At 71.5% G+C, this 13165-nt stretch carries 10 protein-coding genes; 6 read left to right on the top strand and 4 right to left on the bottom strand.

The window, feature by feature from the left end; all coding sequences use genetic code 11:
* The first annotated feature begins 97 nt into the window (after window positions 1–97).
* The 4 genes from ACWDY5_RS11985 to ACWDY5_RS11970 all read left to right on the top strand — a co-directional run bounded on the left by ACWDY5_RS11985 (window position 98) and on the right by ACWDY5_RS11970 (window position 4009).
* A complete protein-coding gene (locus ACWDY5_RS11985) occupies window positions 98–1207 on the top strand; it encodes an ABC transporter ATP-binding protein (RefSeq protein WP_449722226.1) in 1110 nt (369 codons plus the stop codon).
* 164 nt (window positions 1208–1371) lie between these two features.
* The gene (locus ACWDY5_RS11980) at window positions 1372–2322 is read left to right on the top strand and encodes a metal ABC transporter solute-binding protein, Zn/Mn family (RefSeq protein ID WP_449722225.1); all 951 of its coding nucleotides are present in this window, start codon (window positions 1372–1374) and stop codon (window positions 2320–2322) included.
* Window positions 2319–3143, top strand: a complete 825-nt coding sequence (locus tag ACWDY5_RS11975; RefSeq protein WP_449722224.1) for a metal ABC transporter ATP-binding protein — start codon at window positions 2319–2321, stop codon at window positions 3141–3143. Before ACWDY5_RS11980 ends, ACWDY5_RS11975 begins: the two co-directional genes overlap by 4 nt.
* A complete protein-coding gene (locus ACWDY5_RS11970; protein ID WP_449722223.1) occupies window positions 3140–4009 on the top strand; it encodes a metal ABC transporter permease in 870 nt (289 codons plus the stop codon). The genes ACWDY5_RS11975 and ACWDY5_RS11970 overlap by 4 nt, the downstream gene beginning before the upstream one ends.
* On the opposite strand, the gene ACWDY5_RS11965 is transcribed toward ACWDY5_RS11970, so the two are convergent.
* Both ACWDY5_RS11965 and ACWDY5_RS11960 read right to left on the bottom strand, forming a co-directional pair.
* On the bottom strand, window positions 3973–5142 hold the full coding sequence (locus ACWDY5_RS11965; RefSeq protein WP_449722222.1) for a lipase family protein: 1170 nt from the start codon (window positions 5140–5142) through the stop codon (window positions 3973–3975). The genes ACWDY5_RS11970 and ACWDY5_RS11965 overlap by 37 nt on opposite strands.
* A 71-nt stretch (window positions 5143–5213) precedes the next feature.
* Window positions 5214–6554 carry an alginate O-acetyltransferase AlgX-related protein gene (locus tag ACWDY5_RS11960; RefSeq protein WP_449722221.1) on the bottom strand — a complete coding sequence of 447 codons (1341 nt, stop codon included), beginning with the start codon at window positions 6552–6554 and terminating at the stop codon, window positions 5214–5216.
* Between the two features lie 99 nt (window positions 6555–6653).
* Here ACWDY5_RS11960 and ACWDY5_RS11955 point away from each other — a divergent pair, with 99 nt between their 5' ends.
* Together ACWDY5_RS11955 and ACWDY5_RS11950 are read left to right on the top strand one after the other, a co-directional pair.
* Window positions 6654–7217, top strand: a complete 564-nt coding sequence (locus tag ACWDY5_RS11955; RefSeq protein ID WP_449722220.1) for a GNAT family N-acetyltransferase — start codon at window positions 6654–6656, stop codon at window positions 7215–7217.
* A complete protein-coding gene (locus ACWDY5_RS11950; RefSeq protein WP_449722219.1) occupies window positions 7195–8676 on the top strand; it encodes an SAM-dependent methyltransferase in 1482 nt (493 codons plus the stop codon). The genes ACWDY5_RS11955 and ACWDY5_RS11950 overlap by 23 nt, the downstream gene beginning before the upstream one ends.
* On the opposite strand, the gene ACWDY5_RS11945 is transcribed toward ACWDY5_RS11950, so the two are convergent.
* Together ACWDY5_RS11945 and ACWDY5_RS11940 are read right to left on the bottom strand one after the other, a co-directional pair.
* Entirely contained in the window at window positions 8669–11419 is a 2751-nt protein-coding gene (locus ACWDY5_RS11945; RefSeq protein WP_449722218.1) for an SGNH hydrolase domain-containing protein, read from the bottom strand. The two genes, ACWDY5_RS11950 and ACWDY5_RS11945, sit on opposite strands and share 8 nt — an antisense overlap.
* On the bottom strand, window positions 11419–13128 hold the full coding sequence (locus ACWDY5_RS11940) for a glycosyltransferase family 2 protein (protein WP_449722217.1): 1710 nt from the start codon (window positions 13126–13128) through the stop codon (window positions 11419–11421). Before ACWDY5_RS11940 ends, ACWDY5_RS11945 begins: the two co-directional genes overlap by 1 nt.
* Window positions 13129–13165 lie beyond the last annotated feature (37 nt).

Raw genomic sequence — 13165 nt, 5'->3', positions numbered from 1 at the left:
CTGAGGTCTTTACCAATCAGTGTCGCCCAGGGGGCTGACGTGAGACCGCTCACCAGCTATTTTGGCGTCACCTGCATCACTTCGAAAGGGACCACACATGGCCGAGGTCGCCTACGTCAACGCCTCGCGGGTCTACGCGGGCACGCCGCCGGTGCGAGCTGTGGACCAGCTCCAGCTGGACATTGCCGATGGCGAGTTCCTCGTGCTCGTGGGCCCCTCCGGTTCGGGCAAGTCCACCGCGCTGCGCATGCTGGCCGGGCTGGAGGACGTCGACGAGGGCGCGATCCAGATCGGCGGCAAGGACGTCACCAACGTGCCGCCGAAGGGTCGGGACATCGCCATGGTGTTCCAGTCCTACGCGCTCTACCCGCACATGACCGTCGGGGAGAACATGGGCTTCGCGCTCAAGCTCCGCGGCGTGCCGAAGCCGCAGATCAAGGAGAAGGTCCTTGAGGCGGCGAAGATGCTGGACCTGGAGAAATATCTCGAGCGCAAGCCGAAAGCGCTTTCCGGTGGCCAGCGCCAGCGGGTCGCGATGGGCCGCGCGATCGTCCGCGAGCCCAGCGTCTTCCTGATGGACGAGCCGCTGTCCAACCTGGACGCCAAGCTCCGCGTGGAGACCCGCGCGAACATCGCCACCCTCCAGCAGCGGCTGGGCACCACCACCATCTACGTGACCCACGACCAGGTCGAGGCGATGACCATGGGTCACCGGGTCGCGGTGCTCAAGGACGGCCTGCTCCAGCAGTGCGACACCCCGCGCGCGCTGTACGAGACCCCGGCCAACGCCTTCGTGGCCGGCTTCATCGGCTCGCCCGCGATGAACCTCAAGACCGTGCCGCTGACCAGCAGTGGCGCCCAGATCGACGGCTTCGAGGTGCAGCTGCCGCGGAACGTGCTGGACAAGGTCGGCTCGGCAGGCCTGACCGAGGTCACCTTCGGCGTCCGGCCCGAGTCGCTCCGGCTGGTCTCCGCCGAGGACGACGGCATGAGCATGGTGGTCGAACTGGTCGAGGAGCTCGGCGCGGACGCGATCCTCTACGGCAGCGTGCGCATCGGCGACCGCCCGGAGAGGTTCACCGTGCGTGTTGACGGCCGTACGCCCCCGGCGCTGGGCCAGACCGTCAAGGTCGGCCTGCGTGACCACGGCGAGGTGCACCTGTTCCACCCGGAGACCGGCGACCGCCTCACGGCGACCACCGTCTGACCTGGTTCTTTCCGCCGAACGGCGTGGTCGCGATGCATTCGTGACCACGCCGTTCCGCTTATGAGTCACGCCCGGACGGTGGCACGCGGTCCGGCGGGTTAGGCTGAACTCGACAACGGTTTCCATTCTTACGAGTGCAGCCACCCCGTTCGGAGGAGGATTCGATGACTCCGCGTTACGTCCGACCGGTGGGTGCGGTCGCCGCCCTCACCGCGGCCGCACTCGCCCTGACCGCCTGCGGCGGCGGCACGCCCGCCGGCACCAGCGGCAGCCCCAGCCCGACCGCGGACGGCAAGCTGTCCGTGGTCGCCTCCACCAACGTGTGGGCCGATGTGGCCCGCGCGGTGGGCGGGGACGCGGTCTCGGTCAAGGCCATCGTCGGCGCCACCGGGGACCCGCACTCCTACGAGTCCTCCGCGGCCGACGCGGCCACCGTGCGCGGGGCCGCGCTGGTGGTGTTCAACGGCGGCCACTACGACGACTTCGTGCCGCAGATGATCAAGAACGACACCGCGAAGCCCGCCATCGAGGCGATGAAGGTGGCCGGCCAGGACGACCACGGCAAGCCGGATGCCGAGGACGCGCACGAGCACGCCAACGAGCACCTCTGGTACGACCTGGACCTGGTCGAGGACGTGGCCAAGGCGGTCGCGGCCAAGCTTGGCGAGCTGAAGGCCGACCAGAAGGACAAGTTCACCGCCAACGCGCAGGCGTTCACCGCCAAGATCGACGCGCTGGAGCAGAAGGTGGACGCGGTCAAGCAGGCGCACCAGGGCGTCAAGGTCGCGGCCACCGAGCCGATCGCGCACTACCTGCTCGACGAGGCCGGGCTGGCGGATGTGACTCCGGCCCAGTTCAGCAAGGCCGTCGAGGAGGAGAACGACCCGCCGGCCGCCGCGATCGCGGAGATCCAGAAGGTGATCACCGAGCGGACCGCGCGGGTGCTGGTGTACAACCCGCAGACCGAGTCACCGGTCACCAAGCAGGTCAAGGAGAACGCGGTCAAGGCGAACGTCCCGGTCGTCGAGCTGACCGAGACGCTTCCGGAGGGCAAGGACTACACCCAGTGGATGGGCGAGCAGATCGACAAGCTGGCCGCGGCGCTGAAGCAGTGACGCCCGCGGTCCGCCTCCGCGGCGCCCGGCTCGCCTTCGGCGACCGGGTGCTCTGGGACGGGCTGGACCTGGACGTGGCGCCGGGTGAGTTCCTGGCCGTGCTGGGCCCCAACGGTTCCGGCAAGACCAGCCTGCTGCGGGTGCTGCTGGGCATGAACCAGCTCACCGGCGGCACCGCCGAGGTCGGCGGCGCGCCGGTGCGCGGCGGCAGCACCCGGATCGGCTACATCCCGCAGCAGCGCGCGGTGGACACCTCACTCGCGCTGCGCGGCCGGGACCTGGTCGGGCTGGGTCTGGACGGGCACCGCTGGGGCCCGTTCGCGCTGCGTGGCCGGGCCGGGCGGGCGCGCCGGATCGACGACGCGCTGGCCTCGGTCGGCGCGTCGGGCTACGCCAAGGCCCCGGTCGGCCTGCTCTCCGGTGGTGAGCAGCAGCGGCTGCGGGTGGCCCAGGCACTGGTCGGCGAGCCCGCGGTGCTGCTCTGCGACGAGCCGCTGCTCTCCCTCGACCTGGCGCACCAGCGGGTGGTCAGCTCGCTGATCGGCGAGCGGGCCAGGCAGACCGGCGCGGCGGTGCTGTTCGTCACGCACGAGATCAACCCGGTGCTGGACCAGGTGGACCGGGTGCTCTACCTGGTGGACGGCCGGTTCCGGATCGGCCCGCCCGCCGAGGTGATGACCACCGAGACGCTCAGCGAGCTGTACCGGACCAGGGTCGAGGTGCTACGGCTGCGGGACCGGATCGTGGTGGTCGGCGCGGACGCCGAGACCACCCCTGCCGACTGCCACCACGTGCGGGAGCCCGCGGAGGAGCTGCGATGAGCCTGGAGTCGTTCTTCGCCAAGCTGTTCGACTTCCAGGCCACGGCAGCCCTGCTCGGCGAGGACTTCGTGCAGAACGCCCTGCTCACCGGGCTGGTGCTGGGCCTGGTGTCCGGGGTGCTGGCGCCGATGGTGGTGGCGCGCAAGATGTCCTTCGCCGTGCACGGCACCGCCGAGCTGGCCTTCACCGGCGCGGCCGCGGCCCTGCTGCTCGGCTTCAGCGTGGGCACCGGGGCGCTGCTCGGCTCGGTGGTGGCGGCGCTGATGCTGGGGCTGCTCGGGCAGAAGGACACCGAGCGGGACTCGGTGATCGGCGCGGTGCTCTCCTTCGGCCTGGGCCTCGGCGTGCTGTTGCTCGCGGTGAACCCCATTCGCACCAACAACAAGTTCAGCCTGCTGATCGGGCAGATCGTCACCGTGGACTCGGGCGAGCTGACCCTGTTCGCGGTCACCGCCGCGGTGGTGCTGCTGGCCTTCGCGCTGATCTACCGGCCGCTGCTGTTCGCCAGCGCGGACGGGCAGGTCGCGGCCGCCAGGGGTGTCCCGGTGCGGCTGCTGACCCCGCTGTTCGCGGTGCTCGTCGGCGTGGCGACCGCGCTGGGCGTGCAGACCGTCGGCGCGCTGCTGGTGCTGGCGCTGATGGTGACGCCGGGCGCGGCCGCCGCCAGGGTCACGGCCCGGCCCGGCCTGGCGATCCTGCTCTCGGTGGTCTTCGCCGAGGTCGCGGCGATCGGCGGCATCCTGCTGTCACTGGCCCCCGGGGTCCCGGTCAGCGCGTTCATCACCGCGCTGTCCTTCCTGATCTACCTGGTGTGCCGGGGGGTCGGCGGTTACCGGCTGAACCGGGCGAAGTCCGCCACGGCCTGAACCGCGGCCAGCTTGGCGCTGGCGTTGTGCGAGACCTTGCCGAGGTCGGTCACCGGCGCCCCGCTCTGCTTCGCGCAGGTCTGGCTGTTGTGGAAGGCCACGTCCTCATCGCCGGTGGCCGCGAACAGCTTCACCGGCACCCTCGGCCGCCACTGGCAGCTGGTGCTCTCCTTGGCCCACAACGCCTTGAGCACCGGGTCCGGGTTGGTCAGCCGGTCCAGGAACTCCGTGGTGAAGAACTCCCCCACCGTGCGCGGCAGCCGCCGGAACAGCTCCTGGTTGGGCGTGTGCCCGTCGAACAGCGGGGCCAGCTCCGGCTGCCGGAAGACCTTCGCCGGGTCGTCGTAGAGGTGGTGCAGCCGCTGCCAGGAGGTCACCGCGTAGCCGAGGTAGGCCACCGCGTTGGCGGGCCGCCCGGCCACCGCGTCGGCCACCGCGGTGGTGAAGTCGTACGGGCCGCTGATCGCCGCGATCGCGCGCAGCCCGAGCCCCGGCTCCCGGCCCTGCTGCAGGGCCTTGCCCAGCGCCATCGCGCCGTTGCCGCCCTGGGAGAACCCGCTCACCAGCAGCCGCCGGTCCACCGTGACGCCCTGCCGCCGCACCAGGGCGGTGGCCGCGCGCACCGCGTCGGCGGCGGCGGTGACCAGCGAGTCGTTGTGCATGTACGGGTGGAAGCCCGGTCCGCCGCCCAGGCCGAGGTAGTCCGGCGCCACGGCCAGCTTCCCGGCCGAGGCGAACAGGTAGGCGGCCCGCCGGTCGGTGCCGTCCGGGCGCACCGAGGGCTGGTCGCCCCGGTACACCTGGGTGCCGTGCAGCCAGGTGACCGCGCTCAGCCGCCGCTGCGGCGCCCTGGGCACCGCGACCAGCCCGGTGGCCGTGGTCGGCTTCCCGAGCGCGTCCACCGTCCGGTACTCGATCTTGAACCCGTCCACCGCGCGGGTGGCCAGCGGCGAGGACATCTCGCCCTTGGCCAGGTAGTCCGGCATGTCCGCGGCCTCGACCGAGCCCACCGACGCGGCCGAGACCAGTGTCCCCCGGCCGGACTCCGCCTTGGCCAGCGCGGTCAGCGGCAGCGCGGCCAGTAACGCGGCCAAACCGAACGCGGCCGCCGCCTTCACCCCAGTGATCTTCATGCCGTCAGCCTGCCGGGGATCGGCGGCGGGCACACCAGGGCCAGACCCCCGAACCAGCGAGGGAGTTTCCCCTACCTCGGCCGGGGTTTCGCCGCCAGCTCGCGGCCGAAGGCGTCGATGAACTCGTTGCCGAGGAAGCCGGCGGTGCCGCTGGTCAGGTTGCGCTCGACCGCCTCGAAGACCACCACGTCGTTGTCCACGGCCAGCTTGCCCGAGCGGACCGGGTCCTTGACCGCGTGGCCGTAGTGGTAGGCGGTGAAGTTGGACAGCGCGGCGTGCAGGTACCGGCCGGTGGACTCCAGGAACGAGTCGCCGAAGAGCATCACCCGGCCGCCGACCACGCCGGGGATCTCCTTGGAGGTGATCTGCTCCGGCTCGGTGAACTTGCTGTCCAGCGGCTTGACCCGGTTCTCCTGACCGTCCGGGCGGATCTCGTAGCGGAACCCGGTCACCTTGCCCTGCTTGCCGGACATCAGCGCCAGGTCGCCGGGGTTGGTGTAGGGCACGCTCAGCGAGATCGACCAGGGCTTGGTCACTCCCGGGTTGAGCCGTTCGCTGAGCGAGCGCACCGCGGAGACCGCGCCCTCGTCGCTCCAGTGCGTGTCGTCCTTGTGGTAGACCGGGCGGCCCAGCCGCTGCTTGGTCTCGTTCAGGATCGGGCGCAGGTCCAGCACGCCGGGCTCGGTGGCGAACCGGTTCCAGAACTCCGCGCCGATGGCCGGGGCGCAGTCCTTGCCGCCATAGCTGTCCGGCAGGAAACCGGGCTCCATGGTGCTCTTGTCCGGCGGGATCATCAGCAGGAAGGCCCGCCCGGAGGACTCCACCACCCCGCGCAGCTTGCGCACCTGGTCCAGCACCTGGTTGAGCGACTTGTCCGGCCGGCACTTGGCCTGCATGTCCATGCCGAAGAACAGCCAGTCGTCCTTGCCCTGGATGACCTTGGTGAAACCGGGCAGCACGGACTGCTGGTCCACCGGGACCGGCTGGTTGGGCAGCTGCGGCTGGGGCTGCGGGGAGGTGGTCTGGTTGCCCGGCACCGGGCCCTGCGGCTGCTGGCCGCGGTCCAGCGGGGCGGGCTCGCCGAAGAGGCCCTCGCTGATGCCGTCCGCCGCGCGCACCGCGTCCTGGCGGAACACCAGGTGATCGGTGGCCCACTGGGACAGGCCGGTGAAGAAGCCCCAGCCGTCGCTCAGGCTGGGGAAGGCCGCCAGCGGCCGGTTCTCGAACGCCGCCGGCCGCGCGCCCAGCGTCCAGACCAGCAGCGGGGTCAGGAAGAAGATCCCGGCCGCGGTCAGCGCGGTGCGCTGGCGGTGGCCGTGCCGCGGCCGGTGCAGCGAGTGCTCACGGGGCAGCAGCGCCTCGTGCACGCTCGGCAACTGCACCCGGTGCCGCGGGTCGCCCTGGACGCTCACCCGACCACGGTAACCGGATCGGGCGGACCGCGTTCACGGATCTGCCCGGCGGCGAAAAATGAGAGGCAGCCGACAGGCGGGCGGGGCTAGCCTCGCGCCATGCTGCACGGGGAGAAGATCCTGCTCAGGCCCTGTACCAAGGACGACGCCGCGGTGCTCTACGCCGAGCAGCGCGCGGACGTCACCGGCTTCATGCTCAGCTCGTCCGCGCCGTGGTTCCCGGTGCCGCTGGAGACCGTGCTGGAGGGCTGGGAGCCGGTGGACGCCCACCACGCCAAGCCGCTGCCCAAGTCGGCCACGTTCGCCATCGAGCACGAGGGCGAGCTGGCCGGGTCGATCACGCTCTGGGGCATCGACTACCACCACCGCAACGGCGAGATCGGCATCGGGCTGCGGGAGTCCTTCCGGGGCAAGGGCCTGTCCATCGACGCGCTCAAGGTGCTCTGCCACTACGCCTTCTACGTGCTCGGGCTGCACCGGGTCCAGCTGGTCACGGGGGCGCGGAACGTGCCGATGCAGAAGGCGGCGCTGGCGGCCGGTTTCACCGAGGAGGGGCGGCACCGCGAGGCGTGGTGGGAAGGGGACGGGTTCGCCGACGACGTGCACTACGGTCTGCTTGACCACGAATGGCGGACCCTCAGTGCCCAACAACGAGTTCGGTGACTTCCAGACCCCGCTGAACCTGGCCCGCGCGGTGGTGGCGACCCTGCCGCCGCGGGACTACCGCAAGGTGCTGGAACCCACCTGCGGCACTGGCGCCTTCCTCCAGGCCGCGGCCGAACTCGGTGTGCCGCAACGGATCGGGGTGGAGATCCAGCCCGCGCACGCCGAGCTGGCCGCCGCGCACGGCGAGGTCCGGCAGCAGTGCGTGTTCGGGCTCGACCTCGGCGCGGACCTGCCCTGGGCGGCCGAGGGCGAGCTGCTGGTGCTGGGCAACCCGCCGTGGGTGACCATGGCCGACCTGACCCGGTTCGGCTCGGCGAACGTGCCGGTGAAGTCCAACGTGCGCAACCGGCCCGGCATGGCCGCCCGCACCGGCGAGTCCAACTTCGACGTGGCCGAGTACATCTGGCAGAAGCTGCTCACCGAGCTGCGCGGGCACCGGCCGACCATCGCCATGCTGTGCAAGACCCAGGTGGCCCGCAACCTGCTCGGTTTCTGCGCCGAGCACGGCATTCCGCTGGCCGGGGCCACCCTGCGGCTGATCGACTCGCACCGCTGGTTCGGCGCCAACGTGGACGCGGGTCTTTTGACCATCCACATTGGACAGACTGTCGGCGGCTACACCTGCGCGCTCTACGAATCCCTCGACGCGGCAACGCCTTCGCGGCACTTCGGTCTGGTCGGCGGCAAGCTGGTGGCCGATGTCGAGGCCTACACCAGCACCGCCGAGGCAGATGGGACCGCGCCGCTGGAATGGCGGCAGGGCGTCAAGCACGACGCCACCGCGGTGATGGAGCTGCCCGCGGACACCCGGGCGCGGATCGAGACTGAGCACCTCTACCCGCTGCTGAAGAGCTCGGACCTGTTCCACGGCAACACCACCACCGCCCGGCGCAAGCTGGTGCTGCCGCAGCGCCGCCTCGGCCAGGACACCACCGAGCTGGCACAGACCGCGCCGGAGCTGTGGGCCTACCTCCGGGAACACGCCGAGGCACTGGACGGCCGCCGCTCCGCGATCTACCGCGCCCGGCCCCGGTTCAGCGTGTTCGGCATCGGCGACTACACCTTCGCGCCGTACAAGGTCGCCGTCTCCGGCATGTACAAGAAGGCCGAGTTCCGGCTGCTGGCCCCGATCGACGGCAGGCCGGTCACCCTGGACGACACCTGCTACTTCCTCTCCAGCACCGACCTGGCCGAGGCCGCGGTGCTCACCGCGCTGCTGCGCGGCCCGACCACCGCGACCCTGTTGTCCGCGCTGGTGTTCTGGGACGCCAAGCGCCCGATCACCAAGAAGCTGCTGCAACGGGTCGACCTGGCCCGCCTGCTCGGTACCGCCGACCACCGGGCGCTGGCCGAGTCCGCGGCCAAGCTGACCGTCGAACTGCCCGAGCAGATCACTCCGGTGCAAGCCCAGCGGGCCGTCGAGTCGCTGACGGCCCGCTGGGACGCGCTCAGCTGACCGAGACGGTCACCGAGTCCACCAGCATCGGCCGTCCGGAGGCGGTGGAGCCGTTCGGGTCCCCGGCCAGGCGGCCGCCGATGGCCACGTTGAAGATCAGGAAGAAGCCGTGGTCGGTGGCCTGCCGCCAGACCTGCTCCCCCACCTTGTCCCTGCTGAGGGCGAAGGTCTGCTTCCCGTCCAGGTGCCAGCGGATCTCGCCCTTGCCCTGGTCCAGCTCGACCGCGTACTCGCGGAACTCCCGCTGACAGCCCACGCAGGCCTGCTCCCCGCTGCCAAGTCCGACCGGCTCCTGACAAGGGCCACCAGTGGTGGTGCCGCAGTGGAAGGTGCCGAACACCGACTCGCGGCCGTTGAGCGACTCACCCACGTCGATCTCGCCCGCCGCCGGCCAGCCGCTGCCGTTGCGCCGCACCGCGTCGCCGAGCAGCCAGAACGCTGGCCAGTACCCCGCGCCGTCGGCCTGCCCGACCTCGGGCAGCTTGATCGAGGCCGCCACCCGCAGCACTCCGCCGGCCGGCGCGCGGAAGTCGGTGCTCCGCGACTCCAGGCGACCCGAGGTCCACCCGGCCTCGGTGCGGATCGGCGTGATGGCCAACTGCCCCTTGCCGTTCTGCCGCACGTTGTTGATGGAGTCGGTCATGGTCTCGATCTCGTCGGTGCCCCACCGCGGCGCCGGACAGCCCGGGTAGCAGGTGCCGGTGGCGTGCTGCCAGCGCCGCTCGTCCGGCGCGGCGCCGTCCGGGCCGTCGAACTCCTCCCGGAACACCTGCTGCCACACCGGCGGCAGAAGTCCTTGGCGCTCCAGGGTCCTCTCCATCCGGCGACCGAGCAGCGCGGCCGCGGTGCCGGTCAGGTGCGAGTCGTCCCGGTAGAGCAGCACCCCCTGCCGCACCGCGGGACAGGTCTCGCCGGGGCACAGCACCGGATTCATGTCCACTGTGGACAGATCAGGCCGTCCGGCCAGCGGATCGGGCCGCAGCGCCCGCTCGCGCGGGAAGCCGCAGGCGGCCGGGTCCTCGGACACGCAGGCCGGGATGTCCTTGCCCGGCAACGGGGTGTCCCGCAGGTACACCAGCGGCGCGCCGGTGGCGGCCAGCCGGTCCAGGCTGCGCGCCCAGGCGGCCTTGAGCAGCTGCTCATCGGCGGTGTACTGGTTGAGCGAGGCGAGGAACACCAGCTTCGGCTTGGTACCGGCCACCTGGGCCAGGGTGTCCCGCCGCCAGGTGTCGCACTCGGTGTAGGCCCGGCCTAGGGTCGGGTTGTACACGGTCAGGTCGGGCAGCGGACAGCCCTGCTTGACCCGCACCCGCACCGCCCAGCCACGCCGCTGTGCCAGCTGGTGCACGGCCGGGAACCACTGGCTGGCATGGGAGTCCCCGATCAGCAGCACCTGCTCGGCGGCCGGATCGCCGAAGACGCACTCCGGCCCGGTCAGCTCGGCCGGGAACAGCTCGCAGCCCGGCACCGGCGGCAGGTCCGCCCGCGCCCGGTCCACCGGCGGAGTCAGGCCGGGGGCGGGGCTGGTGAGCAGGTCGGGGCCGTCCGCGGCGGCCAGCGGCAGGGTCGCGGACAGCTCGGTGACCCCGCCGCCCATCATCCGCTGGGCCGCGCTGCCGGTCACCAGCCCGGCGGCCACCGGCAGCAGCACCGCGGTCACGCCGATGGCCAGCCCGCGCACCGGCAGCGCGGAGATGGTCCGGGAGAACCGCACCGGCCGCTCCACCAGCCGCGCGGTCAGCCAGGCAGGCGCGGCCGCGCCAAGCACCAGCGCCAGCTTCACCGGCCAGGCCAGCTGCCCGGACAACGCCTCGGCGAAGACCAGCACCGGCCAATGCCACAGGTACCAGGCAAAGGACAGCCGTCCCATCGCGCGCATCGGCCCGGTGCTCAGGAAACCGGCGAAACCCTTGCCGGGAGCCAGGATCACCGCGACCGTGCCGAGCACCGGCACCAGCGCGACCGCGCCGGGGAACGCGGTCGCCGAGCTGAACACCACGGTAGACCAGCCGATCGCGGCCGCGCCGAGCCAGCCGAGCACCCAGCGCGCCGCCACCGGCAGCCGCAGCCAGGGCGCGGCGACCGCGGCCAGCGCGCCGAGCCCGAACTCCCAGGCCCGGGTCGGCGAACCCAGGTACGCCAACGGTTCCGAGCTCGCCGTCCAGCGCACCGAGAGCAGCAGCGAGCCGATGCTCAGCAGCGCCACCACCCCGGCCACCAGCGGCACCACCGAGCGGCCCAGCTTGCGGGCCAGCACCGCGATGCCGAGCAGCAGCGGCGCCCACACCAGGTAGAACTGCTCCTCCACGCCCAGCGACCAGAAGTGCAGCACCGGCGAGTGGTCGCGGGCCGCGGCCAGGTAGTCGGTCTGGTTGGCCACGAACCACCAGTTCGCCACGTTCAGCGCGCCCGCGAGCACGTCGTAGGCGATGTCCTTGGCCCGCAACGGCGGCAGCAGCAGCCAGCTGAGAAAGGCGACCGCCACCAGCACCACCCCGGCTGAGGGCAGGATGCGCCGGGCCCGCCGGGCATAGAACTCCTTGAGCGAGAAGGTCCCCTTGGTGGCCAGGTCGCCGAGCAGCAGCCCGGTGATCAGGAACCCGGAGATGACGAAGAAGACGTCCACGCCGACGAACCCGCCGCCAAACAACGGCACTCCGGCGTGGAAACCCAGCACGGTCAGCACGGCCACCGCGCGCAGGCCCTCGATGTCGGCCCGGCGGCCGGGGTGGTAGCTCGGCATCACAGGATCCCGTCCACCAGCCCGGAGGCGAGCAGGCCGAGCACGCCCAGCGCCACCGTGATCGCCAGCAGCTCCGGCCAGCTCCGCCGCGCGGCCGTCGCCGCCCACCGGTTCCCGGCCCCGATCTCGCGTTTCTCCTGCCGCCACAACGAGTTCGCCAGGTCGATCAGCAGCGGCACGCTCAGGTAGCCCTGCACCAGCAGGTATCCGGCCAGCGCCCAGTAGTTCGCGATCCCGTGCGCGAAAACCCCTGCCCCAAAAGCGATCCAGCCCGCCAGCGTGGTCGCCCCGAGCCAGGCCACCGCGAGCAGGCTCACCTTCCGCGCCAGCCCGCCTCGCCCCTGGCTGACCCCGGTCGGCACCCAGTTCGCGCCGCGCCCGCGCAGCGTGTGCCAGACCGCGGCCGCGCTGGCGAACCCGACCAGCTGGTGCGCCCGGATCACCTGCATGCTCCACCGGGTGCGGGACACCGCGGGGATCAACACCAGCCAGGTCCACACCGGCAGCAGGAACGGCAGCATCTGCCACGGCCGCACCTCCGCCGGCGCGAACACCAGCATCAGCAGCGGCGGCAGCGGCGCGGCGAAGACGTTCACCGCGGCCAGCAGGTAGCTCACCACGCCGTTCCAGTACGACAGCAGCAGCCGGTGCCCAGCCCCGACCCGGACCACCCCGGGCGCGGTCAGCAGGTGCAGGTTGCCCATCGCCCAGCGGTACTGCTGGCTGACGAACGCGGGCACGGTGTCCGGCGACATCCCCTTGGCCAGCAACAGCGGCAGGTACTGGGTGCGGTAGCCGCGGCCGAGCAGCGCCAGCCCGGTGTACATGTCCTCGCTGTGGTCCAGCTTGGCGAACCCGCCGATCCGCTCGATCGCCGCCCGCCGGTACATCGCGTTGCTGCCACAGCAGATCGCCGCGTCATTGGCGTCCCTGGACGGCTGGATCCAGCGGAAGAACCACTCCTGCGCCGCACCGGCGGCCCGCTGCAGCCAGTTCATCGAGGCATCGGTGGCAAAGCACTGCGGCGTCTGCACGATCCCGACCCCGGCGTCCTCGAAGTAGGGCGCCAGGTGCACCAGCATGTCCGGCCGGGGGCAGAAGTCCGCATCCAGGATGACGATCAGCTCACCGCCGGAGACGGTCAGCGCGTGGTTGAGGTTCCCGGCCTTCTTCAGGTGCCCGCGATCCGGCCGCACCACGTAGTCGAACCCGAACTCCCTGGCCAGCTCCCGCACCTGCGCCCGCGCACCGTCGTCCAGCACCCAGATCCGCAGCCGCCCGTCCCAGCCCAGCCGGGCCACGTGCGCATAGGCGTTGCGCAACACCGCCAGCGGCTCACCGCAGGTCGGCAGGAACACATCAACACTGGGCAGCACCTCCGGCCGCCACACCCGCACCAGCAGATCGTGCTGCTCCCGGGTCACCCGGCGTGGATACCTGTTGTCCAGCAACGACATCAGGATGCCGGCCACGTTGAGCGCGAGCACCAGCAGGAACACCCACAGCCACGGCGTGCGGGCGGAGAACTGGAACAGGGTGACCGCGGTGAATACGAACGACAACGAGGAGACCACCAGCACCCAGCGCCGCTGCGGCCCGAAGTACCAGTACACCTCCTCGTCGCCAGGCGGTCGCGGCAGGTGCGAGACGGGGTCGGGGATGGGATCGGCGGCAACTGGCGGAACGGGCACGAGGGTGCTCTGCGACATGGTCACTTCCGAGGCGACGGCGGCGGATCCGATGGGA

It is taken from the genome of Crossiella sp. NPDC003009 (assembly GCF_053591555.1).
This window is presented reverse-complemented; position numbering and strand designations above follow the sequence as displayed.